The sequence below is a fragment of the Phenylobacterium sp. SCN 70-31 genome, assembly GCF_001724605.1.
Classification (GTDB): domain Bacteria; phylum Pseudomonadota; class Alphaproteobacteria; order Caulobacterales; family Caulobacteraceae; genus Phenylobacterium.
In genome coordinates, this window is sequence record NZ_MEEX01000011.1 from 1 (window position 1) to 15109 (window position 15109).

The window sequence follows — 15109 nt, forward strand, 5'->3', positions numbered from 1 at the left end:
ATGTCTCCGCGCGCCGGCCTCTTGCAACCCCCGCCGAGCACGGCTCAGATCAACCCAGGACTCTCGTTACGACTGGATGAGAAACGGGGGTCACGTCAGTGGACATCAATGTCTTTCAGGAAATCGAGGACCGCATCGACGAAGATGTCGTTGCGATCGCCCACCAGCATGTGGCCTGCGTTTTCGACATCGGTGAAGTGAGCGTGTGGAACGGCCGCCAGGAAGGCGTCGGCCGCCTCGCGCGAGACAAGCTCGCTGATGCTCCCGCGTATCAAATGGATCGGAGTGTCGATAGCGCCGAGCTGTTCCTGGAAGGAGCCGGTAGCGTACGAGGCTCGACTCTCCGCCACGCTCGTGACGAACCGAGGATCCCAATGCCAGCGATAGCGGCCGTCGGGATGCAGTCGAAGGTTCTTGGCAAGGCCGGATAGATCTCTCGGGCGAGGCCGATGAGGCAGGTAGTTGGCGATGAAATCAGCGGCGTCTTCGAGATCGGAAAATCCGATACTCGCGCGCTCGCCCATGAAGCCCATAACCTTGGCTATCCCTGCCGGCTCCATCTGCGGAGTGACATCGACGAGTGTCAGCGACGAGAAGGTTCCGGGTGCAGCCATGGCTTCCACAACCATCCCCGCGATGCCGCCCAGCGATGCGCCCACCAAAGCCGGGCGGCCCCCCAGCTGTTCGGCGACTTGGACGAGGTCTCCCGCAAAACGCTGGATGCGATAGTCGCCCGAGGGCGACCACTGACTTTGCCCATGCCCTCGAAGGTCCATCGCGACCGCGCGCCAGCCGGATGCGGAGAGGCTCGCACAGGCCCTGGCCCAAGCATGCCGGGTCTGGCCGCCGCCGTGCGCCAGGAGCACTGTACCGCGAACAGGATCACCATAGGTGTCGGCCTCAAGCGTAAGGCCCTCATCGCCGCGGAAGGTGACGGTCACCGGTTTGACCATGGTGCGCTCCGTTTCCACAAAAACAGTGATGAGAGTTACATAAGGCGGGCCGTGGCGATAGGTCAGCAGCTCGGCCGAGAGAGCGTTCGGCCTGAGCGTGGCCCCACAGCGTGGAGAGGATGTCTCCAGGCCGCGACGGGCTTATTCCCGCGACGGAACCTTGGAGTCGTCAGTCCATCAGGTAGGCGCCGCGACCGCTCGCGAGCAGGACGCGATCTTCATCAAGGACCTCAGTGTCCGCCACGCTGATACGGGAGCCGGTCTTGACGATCCAGCTCCGTGCGCGGAGGTTTCCAGGCGCCGCGGGGCGATGGTAGTCGACCCGCAGGTCCGCCGTGGCTCGCACCACCAAGCCGGCGGCGAGGAGCGCATAAAAGCCTGAAAGATCAACGAGAGAAGCTAGTATCCCGCCGTGGGCGGTCCGGCGCTTAGGGTTCGAGATGAGCTCCTCGCGCCACGGCATGGCGAGTTCGATGCCATCCGCATCGATGCGCACGACCTTCAGGCTCAGCCAGCGGTGGAACGGTGCGGCGGCGACCGCCGCTTGCAGGTACGCGGCGTCGGGTAAGTCGGGTTGGGCCGGTGTCGTCAACATGCGCTCCTCATCCGGGATATCCGCATCCTTTCCCGGCGCCCCGGCGGAAGCCAACCCGCATCGTGTCGTCGGCCAACGGGGCAGCGCCCCTTGACTAGTAACGTCTAATACAGCTTCATTCGCGTCTCCCCTCAGCAGAGATTCTGCTTGAGCACCTGGACGCGCTCCGGCGCGTCCTTCTCTTTTTGGGCCTGCGACGCCGCGCGGCAGCATGACGCAGTCTAGGATGAATTGACGCCGGCTCTGTCGTAATGGCCATTTCCGATACGGGGATAAGGACGCAAATGCGTACTGGCGACGCAGCGAGCGCGACGCCGAGGCGGCGGTCCGGCGCTTCGACACAGGCTTGCTGTTCGTCGAAATGACCCTTCTCATTCGCGAGCTCTTCGACGCGCGAATACGCCCTTTGCGGCTGACGGGCTCGACGCGACGGGTGGTGTCGTGCCTAGGCAGCAGGACGACCAGACCCAAATCGAGCTTCCGCGCAGGCTCAAAATCAGCCCTCTCGCGCTTTGGAAGGCGGTGGACTGCCCGGCGCTTAGCGGCCCGGCCGCGCTGCCACCCGATCCGGCCGATCGACGCAGGTGGCGCGCGCGCCCCGACGGGCGCCGCGCGCGCGCCTTTTGCCGACGATGTTGGCCGCGGCCGACGCCTTGCAGGCGGAGTGCTGCCGGGACATCTCGGCTCAGGACCTGGCGACGCTGCAACCTTCCTTTGCGGCCTCGCGGCCGGACATCTTGGCCGCCGGGGCAGATCTTCACGCAGCCACCGCAGCCGTGGGGGTCGCCCGGGCCAACCAGTTCCCGAACGTCGTGCTCAGCGCCGACTTCACCCAGACCGCCATCCGTCAGGGCGACCTCTTCGCCTCATCGGCTTCGGGCTGGAGCCTCAGTCCTTCCCTTGCCGCGCCGCTCTTCGACGGCGGCGTTCTGAAGGCCCGCCGCCACGCCGCGGAGGCGGACCTGCGGATCGCCGAGAGCCGCTATCAACAGACGGTGCTGCGCGCGTTCGTCCAGGTCTCAGACGCGCTAGCTGCGCTTGCGAGCGACGAGGGCGGCATCGAGAGCCTGCAACGGGCGATCGCGGCCGGGGAATCTGGGCTGCGCGACGCCGAGACGGCGTACCGGCTTGGCGGCGGGCCCTCGATCGACGTCGCGCGGGCGCAGCGGACGCTGAGCCGGGCCCGGCGGGCCATGATCCAGATCCAGGGCCAGAGGTACCTGGATCTCGTCGAACTCCATGTCGCGACAGCCGCCGATTGGCGCGCCTCGCCATGAGGTGTCGAGCGGACAGGCTTGGGGGAGCGAAGGGGCATGTGCGACGAGTATCGGCTGAACGCGGACATGCGGCTCGCCCTGGGTCCCCAGTCGGCGGGTCTCGGACCGGCCGAGCAGAGCCTTCTGGCCGGTGGTGAGATCGCGGTGCGACACGGCGATCCCGCGCCACTCCTCGTCCCGCGCGATCCGGCCGCGCCAGAGGCGGGTCTGCGGCTGCTCATCGCCCGCTGGTGGCTGGTCCCTTCCTTTCATCATGGGGCGCTCTCCGAATGGCGGGTCGTAAGCGCGCTCGCGCGCCTGGAATCCTTGGAGTCCCGGCACGCCTACCTTGACGCCTACCGGTGGCGGCGCGCCTTGGCCCCGTTCACCAGCTTCATCGTCTACGGGCCCGGCGCGGAGGGCGGCCGGCGCACGCCAACACAGGGCTGGGCGGTCAAGTGGCGACCGACCGGCCCAACCGACACCCTGCGGTTCTTCCCGGCGATCTGGGAGACCACCACGCTTCCGGGGGACGAGGGCGACCTCACCAGCTTTGCCATCGTCGTGGGCCAACCCGCGAAAGAATTTGCGGTCGGCGACAGACCAGGGCCGTTGGCGCGGCGGCAGGCCCGACTCCTCGACCTCGAGCAGGGCCTGGAATGGCTGCGACTCGACGGACCGGGCAACCTTGGCCTGCTCGATCCTCGCCCACGAGGGGGTTCGACATTGAGCCGTGGCGGCCTGCGTCGCCGCCGACCTTCCAGATGTGGCATGGCGGACGTGCCTGTTGACGCGGGAACGGGGATGGATTGGCTGAAGCACGAGGGGAAGCGAGTGTTGATCGACCCCGCGCCCAGCGCGGGTCTAGATCAGGCCCTGGTCGCACAACGTTCCAGATTAGGGAGCTACTGTTGACCCAACAGCCTGTAAATGTTCCGGCCTCGTTCCGTCATGCCGGGACCTTCTAGCGTGCTTGGCGCTATCCCTCCGTCGCTTCGAATCTACGAAGCGCTACGTGGCCGCATTGCGCGCTTGGGGCCGGTTGAGGAGCTGGTCGAGGCGAATTCCATCCACCTCGTCCGCCGCTCGGCCTTCGCAGGCGTTCATCCCCGTCAAGGCGGTTTGCTCCTCGTGATCCGAACGGCCACTCCGATCGAGAGCAACCGCATTCGTAAAGTGGAGCGTGTCTCGGCGAACCGGTGGCACAATGAACTCCTCATACAAGACTTGGCGGACGTCGATGACCAAGTCCTCGAATGGGTCGCTACGGCTTATGAGCTGGGTGGTTGATGGCACTCCACCAAGGGGCACTTGTCGGTGAGCCTGAATTCGCACTTCCAGGGTCGCAAGGCTTCAGTGGCCACGTCGGCATTCCATGTGCTCGCGCAAAGTGGACTCGAGGGATTCACGTTTCGAGCTGTCGCCGCCGCGTCGCGATGCAGCCTTGGTCGCATCGTCCATTACTATCCCACGAAGCAGGAGCTTCTCCTGGATGCGATCCAAGAGACGGGCGGCGCCATACTCGAGGAGATGGATGAGATCGAGCGTAGGCTGCCGGCGCGCGACGCGTTGGAGGCTGTCCTCTCCTGTGCGCTGCCGATCTCCGAGGCGGGCCGGGAGCATTGGCGCGTGTGGACAAGCTGTTGGACCCTCGCTTCGCGCGATCGCGAGGTCGGTCGGTTCGTCGATCGTCGAAGTCGGGCGTGGCGAGCACGGCTCACACGGTTGGTGACGAGCGCGACAACGCGTGAGGACGTGCGGGACGCCGACGCCGTCTCGGGTCTGGTTACGGCCGGCGTCACCGGCGTCGCGATGATGGCGCTTCGGGATGGTCTCGCGCCTGACGCGCAGATTGCGCTGCTGAAGGGGTGTCTGCGACCCTTCGAGAAAGAGGCTCGAGCCGTTAGCCTCTGACCAGGCGTCTACCCGCGCGAGGCGGGGTTCGGGGAAGCCCGGCCTGCAAACGTCTAGGACCCGACCAAGTCGGTCCAAAGGCGATCTGCGGGTTCCGCTGGCGAGCGCGGGTCGTATTCGCCTTCGACCAAGTCCGTCCACAACCGCTCGGGGCCGAGCGCGGTGGCGGGCGGCCGCGGCGCGGCGTCGCTCTGTTTGGGGCCGGGCGCCTGGTCACGCATTTCGAGAAGCGCACACAGGTGCGCGCTCCAGCGGTCGATCGCATCGCGCTTTTCAGCCACATAGGCGTAGAGGTTGTAATGGCGCGCGGTGATCGCTGCGCCGCCCCCGCCATCCTTGTGCGCGAGGATCTTGGAAACGACATGGGGCGCAACGCCGATCGCCGCGATCCCCGTCGCCCCGGTGCGACGCAGATCGTGGAGGCGAACGTCGTCGAGCCCGAGCGCGGTCGTCATGTCCGCCATTGCATGGCTGAGTGCGGCGGGTTCGATGGGCGCGTCGTTTGACTGCGGAGATGGGAAAACGAATGGGCTCGCCCCCTTCCGCCGCTTGTCCTGAAGCCCGATCGCTGCCTCGATCAAGGCCACGGAGCGATCGCAGAGCGGCGCCAAGTGTTCCACGCGACCCTTGGCGCGCTCGGCCGGGACAAGCCAGGTCTTGCGGACCAGATCCACTTCGTTGCGGCGCATGCCCGAAATCTCCCCGCGACGCTGCAGGGTGAACATCGCAAGCTCGATCGCGATGCGCACGGGCCGGCTGATCAGCACCTTCTCCCCGGCCTTCCTGTCCCTGATCACCAACCCTTCGCTGTCCTGCAGTCCGCTCCAGAGGCGTTTCAGCTCGTCGTCGGTCAGGGTGCGTGTACGCGCCTCGACCTGCGAGACACGAGCCACGTGCGTGACCGGATTCACCGCGACGCGCTCCTCGGCGATCGCATAGTTGAAGAGCTGCGAGAGCAGGCCCCGAACACGGTTGGCCTGTCCGCCGGAGGCTTCATAGATCTCCTTCACGACGTCCCGCACACGGCCGCGCGTGACCTCGTCCACGCCGTCGGCGCCCAACTTCGGCGCGACATGCTTGGTCCAGAGCCACCGTTCGGCCGAGATGGTGCTGTCCGCCTTCCTGCGCCCGCGTCCGCTGCGGTGTGTGCCGAGCTCGCAGGCGCTGAAGTAGGCGCTCGCCAAGTCGGACATCGTCTTGAGCGGCTGGGCTTTGGCGGCGCGGCGGGCCACCTTCTTTGCGACGGCCGGGCTTTCGCCGTGGTCGACCTTGGCGCGAAGGAGGCGAGCGGCCACACGGGCGCCCTGCAGCGTCAGCCGTCGGACCTCGCCCTCGGCGTCAGCCGTGTCGTCGATGGTGGGGTCGAAGACGCCGATCGTGACCCGGCACTGCTTGTCGGTGCGTCTGTCGCGGTAACGGAACGACCAGGATTTCTCGCCTGCGGCCGAGACCCGCAGCTCCAGCCCGCGCACGTCGCCGTCCGGGTAGGCCACGCGCTGAGCCTCGGCGCCATCGGGCGTGGTCCTCACGCCCGGCTTGGCGCTGCGGCAGAAGGCTGAGGTGAGGTTTCGGTCCGAACGCCTGGGCACTTTTCCTACCCCGCTCGTTTTGTGACCCCGGGTTCCGGGTCACACTGGGGTCACAAAATGGAGCATTTCCATGGGAAAATCTGAACCCGCTCGAACCCGAGATCAAGTCACAAGTCATTGGTTATATTGTGATTTGTCGTTTCACCCGGTTTCTGCTTGTTTCATCAGAACCGAACTACGAATCTGAGGGTCGGACGTTCGAATCGTTCCGGGCGCGCCATTTCTTCCCACTCGCCAGCGGCGATCTCTGTTCCACCACGTTAGCCCTACGCCGGCGGCTTGCCGTGGAACGGCGCGATCCCGCCAAGCTTCGATCCCCTCCGGAAACGCGCCGCGGCCACCCGATCAGCGTTCGATGAAGGCCAGGAGATCGGCGTTGATCATGTCGGCGTTCACGGTCGCCATGCCGTGCGAAAAGCCCGGGTAGATCTTGAGTTCGCCATTCCTGAGCAGTTTGACGGCGAGCTTCGCGCTGTTGTCGATCGGTACGATCTGATCGTCGTCGCCGTGCATGAGCAACGTCGGGACCTGGATCGCCTTGAGATCGTCGGTGAAGTCCGTCTCGGAGAAGGCCTTGATGCCGTCATAGTGGGCCTTCGTCCCGCCCATCATGCCCTGGCGCCACCAGTTGTCGACCACCGCCGGCTTCGCTTCGACGCCCGGCCGGTTGAAGCTGTAGAAGGGTCCGGACGCCACCTCCCTGTAGAAGCTCGCCCGGTCGGCGGCGAGCGCCGCGCGAAACCCGTCGAACACCTCGATCGGCAATCCGCCCGGGTAGGCCTCGGTCTTCAGCATGATCGGCGGCACGGCGCCGATCAGCACCGCCTTCGCCACGCGGCCCGGTTCGGCCCTCGCGACGTAGTGCGCGACTTCGCCGCCGCCCGTAGAATGGCCGATGTGGACGACGTTCCTGAGATCCAGCGCCTCGACCACCGCCGCGACGTCCGCCGCGTAGTGATCCATGTCGTGGCCGTCGGCGCCCTGGGTGGAACGGCCGTGGCCGCGGCGATCGTGGGCGATGACGCGATAGCCCCGGTTCACGAAGAACAGGAGTTGCGCATCCCAGTCGTCCGAACTCAGCGGCCAGCCGTGATGGAACATGAGGGGCTGGGCGCTCTTCGGCCCCCAATCCTTGTAGAAGATTTCGACACCATCGTTGGTTGTTGCGTAGGCCACGGTCGTATCTCCTGTTTTCGGGGGTCCTGGGCTGTTGAGGTCAGTGGGTCTGCTTTGACGGTTGCGAGAGGTGGCGCGCGGCGCGGTCGATCACGTCGGCGACAGCGGCCGGCTGGGTGACGAAGGCCGCATGGCTTCCCGGTATCTCGATGATCGTCGCCCCGATGCGTCGCGCCATGCCGTTCAGCATGCCTTCGCCGAATGCGAGATCCTCGCGCGGGATGATCGCCCAACTCGGTTTCGACCGCCATGCCGCGTTCGTGAGCCTGGTTTCGAAGACCGACATGCGGATGGGCGCCTGCGAGTCGCGCAGAAACGCGGCGTCGGCGCCGCTCAGGTCGGCTGCGAAGCCGGACCGGAAGCGGTCTCGACGCACGAAGCCGTATCCGTCGGCGGCGGTGTCGATGACGAACTCGGCAGCCGCCGGATACCCAGAATACTGCTGCGCGGTCGTTTCGCCGGCGTCCGGCGCGAGGGCGGAGAGGTAGACTAGGCCGGCCACCTTCGGATGAACGCCAGCCTCGGTGATCACCGTCCCGCCCCAGCTGTGGCCGACGAGAATGGCCGGGCCATCCTGAGCGGACAACACGCGCCGGGTCGCGGCGACATCGTCCTCCAGCGAGGTCAGCGGGTTCTGGACGATGCTGACGCGATAGCCGCGCGCGGTCAGGTCGTCATAGACGCCGCGCCATCCCGACCCGTCGACAAAGGCTCCGTGCACGAGCACGACATTTCGTATCGAACGGGCGTCGAGGACGACCCGATCGCCGAGGCCAGCCGGGCGCGTCTGCCCCTGAGCGCTGCTCGCGAGCAGCCCGACGGCAAAGATTCCGGCCGCGAAGGCCCCGACAAACGGTCTGGCGACACCACCGATCATGACACCCTCATATATCGTAAGATAATAAATCGTATACGATATATATGACCGCTGACGATCTCCGTCAATTGCTTGCGATTATATCGCGCACGCCTTATCTGTCCGGAAACTGCAAGAGACTGCCCCACAGAGACCAACGATATGAAGAATCAAGAGAAATCGCCCCAGCTCGAATTGGCGGCGTCCTTGCCCGATTTCCTGTGCTTCGCGGTCTATTCGACCAACCTGGCGTTCCACCGGGCCTACAAGCCGCTGTTCGAGGAACTCGGCCTCACCTATCCGCAGTACGCCACCCTCGTCGCGCTCAACGAAGAGGACGACCAGACCGTCAGCCAGCTCGGCGAAAAGCTTCTCCTGGAGTCGAGCACGCTGACGCCACTGCTGAAGCGGCTCGAAGCCGCGGGCTACGTCACGCGCCAGCGCGACAGCCGCGACGAGCGGCAGGTCCGGATAAACATCACCGCGCAAGGCCGGGCGGTGTTCGACCAGGTGTTCTGTGGCCGCGATGCGATCATCGACGCCACGGGCCTGGACCCGGAGGCCTATGTCCGGCTGCAACGGGATCTCATCAAGCTGCGCGACAATCTGCTGGCGGCCTCGAGGAAGTAGCGCCGCGCCGCGGCCCCTTGCCCCGGCGGCCTCGATCCGCCATATGCCGCGGCGGAGATCGGCGGCGGACGAACGCCCCGCCAACCTGGTCAGGGCCGGAAGGCAGCAGCCACAACGGGTCACGGCTCGGGTCGTTGTCCGGTCTCCACCTTTCCCGTCTTGGGAATGCAGAACGCCCCGGCCGAAGGTCGGGGCGTTTGCGTTCGGACACGTCTCGGAGCCGTTCAGGCCACGACGTTCCGCCGTGACCGGATCGCCACGCCGGCTCCGCCGAACCCCAGGATCATCAGCGCCCAGGCCGCGGGTTCCGGCGCCGCCGCCAAAGGCATGAAGGTGATGACGCCGCTGTACGAGGCGTTGCCGCCCCCGAGCCCGGTCAGGACCAGTTGCTGACCCGTCCCCGACGTGATCATCACGCCGTTGAGGAACCGGAACTCGTTCCAGCCGGCGGCCCCGCTCTCGAATTCCTCGCCATTGAAGGCCACACTGGTCCACGTGATGTTCTGCGACCCGCCGCTCATGGTGGAGGTGATGACGAAGTCGCCGCGTCCCGTCGGCATGGCGAAGTCGAAGACGTCGGAGAAGTCCGAGTCGGAGATGCCGGTGTTGCCGAATGTTATGGTGAAGCCCCCGTCGGCTCCGACAGGTCCGTAATTTATGTAGGTCGCCGCCTGAACGGCCGATGGCGAGAGCCCTGCCGCAAGCGCGAAGGCTGCGGCGACAGGGACGAGAACACGTTTCATATCAGGACTCCGATGACCCAAGCCGCGTCCCACATGCGCGTTTATCGATTTGGAGTCTAGTAATTACGAAACGTATAGAAATGAAATATATTGAGATGGCCTATTGCCGCACGGACGCGGCGCCTTCGACTTTCGCGTGGCGACGCCCCGCCCAACGCGGGAACTTTCAACTTTCGCGTGGCATAGGCGCCCCGGGTTCCCCTAAATGCCGTCATGGGCGACGACTTCGACCACGACGATTCCGGTCCGCCGGAGCGCGACCCGAACGCGCCCGACATGTTCGGAGGTGCGCCGCCGCCGCGGGCGGCCGAAGAGTCGGCCGCCTACACCGTCATCGCGCGCAAGTATCGCCCCCGCACCTTCGACGACCTCTATGGCCAGGAGGCCATGGTGCGGACGCTGCGCAACGCCTTCGCCACCGGCCGGATCGCGCACGCCTTCATGCTCACCGGGGTCCGCGGGGTGGGCAAGACCACCACCGCGCGCCTGCTGGCCCGCGCGCTGAACTACGAGACCGACACCGTCCACGAGCCGTCCCTGGACCTCCGCGAAGAGGGCCGCCACTGCCGCGCCATCATCGAGGGCCGGCACATGGACGTGCTGGAACTGGACGCCGCCAGCCGCACCGGCGTGAACGACATCCGCGAACTCACCGACAGCGTGCGCTACGCACCGGTCGAGGCGCGCTACAAGGTCTACATCATCGACGAGGTCCACATGCTGTCGACGGGGGCGTTCAACGCCCTCCTGAAGACGCTGGAGGAGCCGCCGCCGCACGCCAAGTTCATCTTCGCCACCACCGAGATCCGCAAGGTGCCGGTGACCATCCTCTCGCGCACCCAGCGGTTCGACCTGCGCCGGGTCGAGCCCGAGGTGCTGGTGAAGAACCTGGAGATGATCTGCGAGACCGAGGGCGCCCGCGTCGAGGCCGAAGGGCTGATGCTGATCGCCCGCGCCGCCGAGGGCAGCGTTCGCGACGGCCAGTCGATGCTGGATCAGGCCATCGTCCAGGCCGACCCCGGCCAGACGGTCACCGCCGCCGAGATCCGCGACATGCTGGGCCTCGCCGACCGGGCGCAGACGATCACCCTGTTCGAACAGGCCATGCGTGGCGAGGCGGGCGCGGCCGTCGAAACCTTCCGCCAGCTCTACGGCTATGGCGCCGGTCCGGACCAGGTGATGCTGGATCTGCTGGACCACATCCACGCCGCCTCGGTGGCCAAGGCCGTGGGGCCCCAGGCCCTGGTGCTGCCGAAGGAACAGGCCATGCGTCTCGCGGCGGTCGGCGCGGCGCTGTCGCCGGGAACCCTGTCGCGGATGTGGCAGCTCACGCTCAAGGCCTACGAGGAGGTGCGGCGCGCGCCCGACGCGGCCGCGGCGGTGGACATGGCCCTGATCCGCCTGGCCTACGCCGCCGACCTGCCTGGCCCGGAAGAGGCGCTGAAGGCCCTGAGGGCGGGCGATCCGATGACCGGCGGTGGGCCCGGCGCACCTGGCGGCGCCCAGGGAGGCGCCCAGGGAGGCGCAACGGGCGGCGCGGCCGGCCGGCCGGCCGGAGTGGCGACGGGCGCCGTGGCGCGCCAGATGCTGCCGGCGGCCGGCGCCGAGCCCGCGACGACCCTCCAGAGCTTCGAGGACATGCTGGCGCTGATCGACCGGCGGCGCGACATCCGGCTCAAGCTGGACGTGGAGCGGTTCATCCGGCCGATCAGCTTCCGGCCGGGCGCCATCGAGTACGAACCCGCGCCGGGCGCTCCGGCCGACCTGGCCCAGCGGCTGGTGATCCGGCTGAAGGAATGGACCGGCGAGCGGTGGCTGCTGTCCACCCAGGGCGGCGGCGGCGCCGAGAGCCTTTGGGAGAAGCAGAAGCGCGAGGAACGCGAGACCCGCGCCGAGATCGAGGCGCATCCGTTCGTCCGCAGCGTGATGGACGCCTTCCCCGGGACCGAGATCATCGGCGTTCGCCAGATTCTGCAACCCGAGCCGGCGGCCGAGGCGCCCCCGCCCGAAGACGACGGCGACGAGGATTGAGGCGGCGGAGCCGCGAAGTGTTCGACCACGGACCATCACAGACCATCACTGACGTACGATCGGAACGTTCGTCCGTGTTGGTTCGTGAGGGTCCGTGGTTCAAGATGACAGCGCCTGCGGCGTGCATGGAGTAAGCGATGAAGGACCTCGGATCGATCATGAAGCAGGCCCAGGCCATGCAGCAGCGCATGGTCGAGGCCCAGGAGCGGATCGCCGCGATCGAGGTCGAGGGCACGTCCGGCGGCGGCATGGTGAAGCTGACCCTGCGCGGCTCGGGCGAACTGGCCCGTGTCGACATCGACGAGAGCCTGATGGCGCCCGGCGAGGGCGAGGTCGTCTCGGACCTGATCGTCGCCGCCCACGCCGACGCCAAGCGCCGCCTGGACGAGAAGCAGGCCGAGGTGATGCGCGAAGCCGCCGGGCCGCTGGCGGGCATGAACATTCCGGGCATGCCGAAGTTCTGACCTTGGCCGCCTCCGCCGGACCCGAGATCGAGCGACTGATCGGCCTGCTCGCCAGACTGCCCGGGCTGGGGCCGCGGTCGGCCCGGCGGGCGGCGCTGATGCTGCTGAAGCGGCGCGAACAGCTCCTGCTACCCCTGGCCGATGCGCTGGGCGAGGCGGCGGCGCGGGTGAAGACCTGCACGACCTGCGGCAGCCTGGACACCACAGATCCCTGCGCGATCTGCGCCGACCCGGCGCGGGACGCTGCGCTGATCTGCGTGGTGGAAGAGGTCGGCGCCCTATGGGCCATGGAGCGCGGCGGCGCCTTCCGCGGCCGCTATCATGTCCTGGGCGGCCTCCTCTCGGCGCTGGACGGGGTCGGGCCGGACGCGTTGCGCGTGGGGCCCTTGGTGAGCCGCGCTTCCGACGTCGGGGTGCGCGAAGTGATCCTGGCCCTGCCCGCCACCGTCGACGGCCAGACCACCGCCCACTACCTGGCCGACCGCCTGGCGGGCGCCGAGGTGAGCGTGACCCTGCTGGCGCGCGGGGTGCCAGTGGGCGGCGAACTGGACTGGCTGGACGACGGCACCATCGCCCAGGCCCTGCGGGCCCGGCGACCGGCCTGACAGACCCCGCGCGGGCGGCTGGCCGCGACTCACCGTCCGCGCTAAGAACGCAGCATGAACGGACTTCTCCTGCTGGCCATCGCCTGCGTGGTGATCGCCGCCGCCGCCCTGGCCTGGGCGTTCCGGGAACGCGCCGCCGCCGCGCACGAACGCGCGCGGGCCGTCGAAGCCGAGCTCCGCCTGCGCCTGCTGAGCGAGCAGGGCGACACGCTACGCACGCAGCTTTCCCAGTCGGCCGCGAGCATGGCCGAGGAGATCCTGCGCCGGAACGAAGAGACCGTGCGCAGCCGCGAACAGCTCGCCCAGGCCCGGCTGGAGGCGCAGCTCAAGCCGGTGGCCGACACCCTCCAGAAGTTCCAGGAACAGGTGGCCGCCGTGGAGAAGGCCCGCGCCGAGGACAACGGCGGGCTCAAGCAGCAGATCGCCCAGCTCCTGGCCGCCTCCACGGCGACCCAGGACGAGGCCCGCAAGCTGTCGGCGGCGCTGCGCCGGGGCGCCGGCGTCCAGGGCCGGTGGGGCGAGCAGACCCTGCGCAACGTCCTGGAGGCGGCGGGGCTCTCGGCCCGCTACGACTTCGACGAACAGGCCTCCACCGACACCGAGGAGGGCCGGCGGCGTCCCGACGTCACCGTGCGGCTGCCCGGCGGCGGCGTCTTCGTCATCGACGCCAAGTGCTCGCTGAACGCCTTCCTGGAGGTTCAGGACGCCACGGACGATTTCGCCCGCGATGCGGCGGGCCTGCGCCATGTCCAGAGCGTCAAGGCCCACATCCAGGGGCTCTCCGCCAAGGCCTACTGGGACCAGTTCGACGCCTCGCCCGATTTCGTGGCCATGTTCGTGCCGCTGGACTCGGCGCTCGCCGCGGCGCTGGACCGCGCGCCCGACCTGATGACCGAGGCCATGGACCGGCGCGTGGTGATCGTGACGCCCACCACGCTCTTCGCGCTGTGCAAGGCCGTGGCCTACGGCTGGCGGGTCGAGGAGCAGGCCGCCAACGCCCAGCGCATCGCCGACCTGGGCAAGGAACTCTACAAGCGCATCTCGGTGATGGGCGCGCACGCCGGTTCGGTCGGCAAGGCGCTGGAGGCGGCGGTCGGCCGCTACAACCAGTTCGTGGGCTCGCTGGAGACCCAGGTGCTCACCCAGGCCCGCCGCTTCGAGGAGCTGAAGGTGGACCACCAGGGCAAGGAGGTGGTGGAACTCGCGCCGGTGGAGACCGCCGTGCGGCCCCTGGCCAAGCTGTCGGCCGACGAGCCTGTTCCGCCGGTGCGCCTGGCGGCCGGCGGCGATTAGGCGCGAAAGACCCTCCGATCACCGGCGTCGCGGCGGCAAGGCGTCGCTGGGTCGGCCCGCGACCTTGACGGTCAACGATGGCGCCCTTACCTGCCGGACATGGCTCTGCGCGAGATCATCACCGTCCCGAATCCGCTTCTGAAGCAGGTTTCCGCGCCCGTCGAACGGGTCGACGACGACCTGCGGGCGCTGATGGACGACATGCTGGAGACCATGTACGACGCCCCCGGCATCGGCCTGGCCGCCATCCAGATCGGCGTCGCGAAGCGGGTGATCGTCATGGACCTCGCCCGCGAAGGCGAGGAGAAGCAGCCGCGCTTTTTCGTGAATCCCGAGATTCTATGGGCGTCCGACGACACCGCGCCCTACGAGGAAGGCTGCCTCTCGGTCCCCGAATTCTACGACGAGGTCGAGCGTCCCGCGAACGTGAAGCTGCGCTACCTGAACTACCAGGGCGAGACGGTCGAGGAAGACGCCGAGGGACTGTACGCCGTCTGCATACAGCACGAGATGGACCATCTGAACGGCGTGCTGTTCATCGACCACCTGTCGCGCCTCAAGCGCGAGCAGGCGGTGAAGAAGGTCAAGAAGGCCCGGGCGGCATAGCCCTCTCCCTGCCTGGACATGAACAGGGGGAGAGGGCTCGCTCGACCTCAGTGCTTCACGTCGGCGACCACTTCCTTCGCCTTGGCCTCGGCCTTGGCCGCGCCTTCCTTGGCGGCGGCCACGGCGTCACCCGCGGCGTCCTTGGCCGCGGCGCCTGCATCGCTGGCGGCGTCCTTGATTTCCGTACCCGCGTCGGCGGCGGCGTCCTTGATGTCGGCGCCCACGGTCTTGGCGTCGTCGGCGGCCTGCTCGGCGGCGGCGTTGACGTCGGCGGCGGTGTCCTGGCGCTCGGCCTGCGTGCAGGCGGCGAGCATGAGTACGGCGCCCGCGGTCGCGAGCATGGCGGTGATCTTCATGATTGAGGCTCCCTTCGACTCTTTCGCCATAACGGCCACGCT

At 67.6% G+C, this 15109-nt stretch carries 17 protein-coding genes and 1 other RNA gene; 11 read left to right on the forward strand and 7 right to left on the reverse strand.

Annotated features, from left to right (window positions below; translation table 11 throughout):
* Window positions 1-95: 95 nt before the first annotated feature.
* Entirely contained in the window at window positions 96-953 is an 858-nt protein-coding gene (locus tag ABS78_RS10225) for an alpha/beta hydrolase (RefSeq protein WP_111276269.1), read from the reverse strand.
* A 169-nt stretch (window positions 954-1122) separates the two neighbouring features.
* Window positions 1123-1548, reverse strand: a complete 426-nt coding sequence (locus ABS78_RS10230) for a PaaI family thioesterase (protein WP_111276270.1) — start codon at window positions 1546-1548, stop codon at window positions 1123-1125.
* Window positions 1549-2180: 632 nt separating this feature from the next.
* On the opposite strand from ABS78_RS10230, the gene ABS78_RS10235 reads away from it, so the two are divergent.
* The 4 genes from ABS78_RS10235 to ABS78_RS10245 are packed head-to-tail and all read left to right on the forward strand — an operon-like array spanning window position 2181 to window position 4718.
* Entirely contained in the window at window positions 2181-2825 is a 645-nt protein-coding gene (locus tag ABS78_RS10235; RefSeq protein WP_111276271.1) for a TolC family protein, read from the forward strand.
* 36 nt (window positions 2826-2861) lie between these two features.
* Window positions 2862-3719: an SOS response-associated peptidase family protein gene (locus tag ABS78_RS10240; RefSeq protein WP_111276272.1), complete on the forward strand. Its 858-nt coding sequence runs from the start codon at window positions 2862-2864 to the stop codon at window positions 3717-3719.
* 36 nt (window positions 3720-3755) lie between these two features.
* Window positions 3756-4094 carry a DUF5655 domain-containing protein gene (locus ABS78_RS23910; protein WP_363083030.1) on the forward strand — a complete coding sequence of 113 codons (339 nt, stop codon included), beginning with the start codon at window positions 3756-3758 and terminating at the stop codon, window positions 4092-4094.
* A gap of 27 nt (window positions 4095-4121) precedes the next feature.
* Window positions 4122-4718, forward strand: coding sequence for a TetR family transcriptional regulator C-terminal domain-containing protein (locus ABS78_RS10245; protein WP_165843991.1), 597 nt, complete (start codon window positions 4122-4124; stop codon window positions 4716-4718).
* Between the two features lie 53 nt (window positions 4719-4771).
* Here ABS78_RS10245 and ABS78_RS10250 read toward each other — a convergent pair whose 3' ends face one another.
* The 3 genes from ABS78_RS10250 to ABS78_RS10260 form a co-directional block, all read right to left on the reverse strand.
* Window positions 4772-6307 carry a site-specific integrase gene (locus ABS78_RS10250; protein ID WP_111276275.1) on the reverse strand — a complete coding sequence of 512 codons (1536 nt, stop codon included), beginning with the start codon at window positions 6305-6307 and terminating at the stop codon, window positions 4772-4774.
* 345 nt (window positions 6308-6652) lie between these two features.
* The gene (locus tag ABS78_RS10255) at window positions 6653-7483 is read right to left on the reverse strand and encodes an alpha/beta hydrolase (RefSeq protein ID WP_293378106.1); all 831 of its coding nucleotides are present in this window, start codon (window positions 7481-7483) and stop codon (window positions 6653-6655) included.
* Window positions 7484-7523: 40 nt separating this feature from the next.
* Window positions 7524-8360: an alpha/beta hydrolase gene (locus tag ABS78_RS10260; protein ID WP_293378109.1), complete on the reverse strand. Its 837-nt coding sequence runs from the start codon at window positions 8358-8360 to the stop codon at window positions 7524-7526.
* A 141-nt stretch (window positions 8361-8501) separates the two neighbouring features.
* Between ABS78_RS10260 and ABS78_RS10265 the strand changes: the two genes are divergently transcribed.
* Entirely contained in the window at window positions 8502-8969 is a 468-nt protein-coding gene (locus ABS78_RS10265) for a MarR family transcriptional regulator (protein WP_293378112.1), read from the forward strand.
* Window positions 8970-9021: 52 nt separating this feature from the next.
* Window positions 9022-9120: signal recognition particle sRNA small type (gene ffs, locus ABS78_RS10270), an RNA gene on the forward strand.
* Window positions 9121-9193: 73 nt separating this feature from the next.
* Here ffs and ABS78_RS10275 read toward each other — a convergent pair.
* Complete coding sequence (locus ABS78_RS10275; RefSeq protein WP_293378115.1) at window positions 9194-9712, reverse strand: FxDxF family PEP-CTERM protein; 519 nt, start codon at window positions 9710-9712, stop codon at window positions 9194-9196.
* Between the two features lie 213 nt (window positions 9713-9925).
* Between ABS78_RS10275 and ABS78_RS10280 the strand changes: the two genes are divergently transcribed.
* The 5 genes from ABS78_RS10280 (at window position 9926) to def (ending at window position 14711) form a co-directional block, all read left to right on the forward strand.
* Window positions 9926-11743 (forward strand): DNA polymerase III subunit gamma/tau, encoded by a 1818-nt coding sequence (locus tag ABS78_RS10280; protein ID WP_293378119.1) that lies wholly within the window; start codon window positions 9926-9928, stop codon window positions 11741-11743.
* A gap of 137 nt (window positions 11744-11880) precedes the next feature.
* On the forward strand, window positions 11881-12207 hold the full coding sequence (locus tag ABS78_RS10285; RefSeq protein ID WP_293378122.1) for a YbaB/EbfC family nucleoid-associated protein: 327 nt from the start codon (window positions 11881-11883) through the stop codon (window positions 12205-12207).
* 2 nt (window positions 12208-12209) lie between these two features.
* Complete coding sequence (gene recR / locus ABS78_RS10290) at window positions 12210-12812, forward strand: recombination mediator RecR (RefSeq protein WP_293378124.1); 603 nt, start codon at window positions 12210-12212, stop codon at window positions 12810-12812.
* A gap of 54 nt (window positions 12813-12866) precedes the next feature.
* Entirely contained in the window at window positions 12867-14105 is a 1239-nt protein-coding gene (locus ABS78_RS10295) for a DNA recombination protein RmuC (RefSeq protein WP_293378127.1), read from the forward strand.
* A 99-nt stretch (window positions 14106-14204) separates the two neighbouring features.
* Window positions 14205-14711 carry a peptide deformylase gene (gene def, locus ABS78_RS10300; RefSeq protein WP_293378130.1) on the forward strand — a complete coding sequence of 169 codons (507 nt, stop codon included), beginning with the start codon at window positions 14205-14207 and terminating at the stop codon, window positions 14709-14711.
* 47 nt (window positions 14712-14758) lie between these two features.
* Here def and ABS78_RS10305 read toward each other — a convergent pair whose 3' ends face one another.
* The gene (locus ABS78_RS10305) at window positions 14759-15067 is read right to left on the reverse strand and encodes a hypothetical protein (protein ID WP_293378133.1); all 309 of its coding nucleotides are present in this window, start codon (window positions 15065-15067) and stop codon (window positions 14759-14761) included.
* Between the last annotated feature and the right edge of the window lie 42 nt (window positions 15068-15109).

Bases quoted from the DNA above. Each gene is read 5' to 3' on its own strand.
- ABS78_RS10225 (WP_111276269.1), bottom strand. From the start codon at position 953: ATGGTCAAACCGGTGACCGTCACCTTCCGCGGCGATGAGGGCCTTACG.
- ABS78_RS10230 (WP_111276270.1), bottom strand. From the start codon at position 1,548: ATGTTGACGACACCGGCCCAACCCGACTTACCCGACGCCGCGTACCTG.
- ABS78_RS10235 (WP_111276271.1), top strand. From the start codon at position 2,181: ATGTTGGCCGCGGCCGACGCCTTGCAGGCGGAGTGCTGCCGGGACATC.
- ABS78_RS10240 (WP_111276272.1), top strand. From the start codon at position 2,862: ATGTGCGACGAGTATCGGCTGAACGCGGACATGCGGCTCGCCCTGGGT.
- ABS78_RS23910 (WP_363083030.1), top strand. From the start codon at position 3,756: ATGCCGGGACCTTCTAGCGTGCTTGGCGCTATCCCTCCGTCGCTTCGA.
- ABS78_RS10260 (WP_293378109.1), bottom strand. From the start codon at position 8,360: ATGATCGGTGGTGTCGCCAGACCGTTTGTCGGGGCCTTCGCGGCCGGA.
- ABS78_RS10265 (WP_293378112.1), top strand. From the start codon at position 8,502: ATGAAGAATCAAGAGAAATCGCCCCAGCTCGAATTGGCGGCGTCCTTG.
- ABS78_RS10275 (WP_293378115.1), bottom strand. From the start codon at position 9,712: ATGAAACGTGTTCTCGTCCCTGTCGCCGCAGCCTTCGCGCTTGCGGCA.
- ABS78_RS10280 (WP_293378119.1), top strand. From the start codon at position 9,926: ATGGGCGACGACTTCGACCACGACGATTCCGGTCCGCCGGAGCGCGAC.
- ABS78_RS10285 (WP_293378122.1), top strand. From the start codon at position 11,881: ATGAAGGACCTCGGATCGATCATGAAGCAGGCCCAGGCCATGCAGCAG.
- ABS78_RS10295 (WP_293378127.1), top strand. From the start codon at position 12,867: ATGAACGGACTTCTCCTGCTGGCCATCGCCTGCGTGGTGATCGCCGCC.
- def (WP_293378130.1), top strand. From the start codon at position 14,205: ATGGCTCTGCGCGAGATCATCACCGTCCCGAATCCGCTTCTGAAGCAG.
- ABS78_RS10305 (WP_293378133.1), bottom strand. From the start codon at position 15,067: ATGAAGATCACCGCCATGCTCGCGACCGCGGGCGCCGTACTCATGCTC.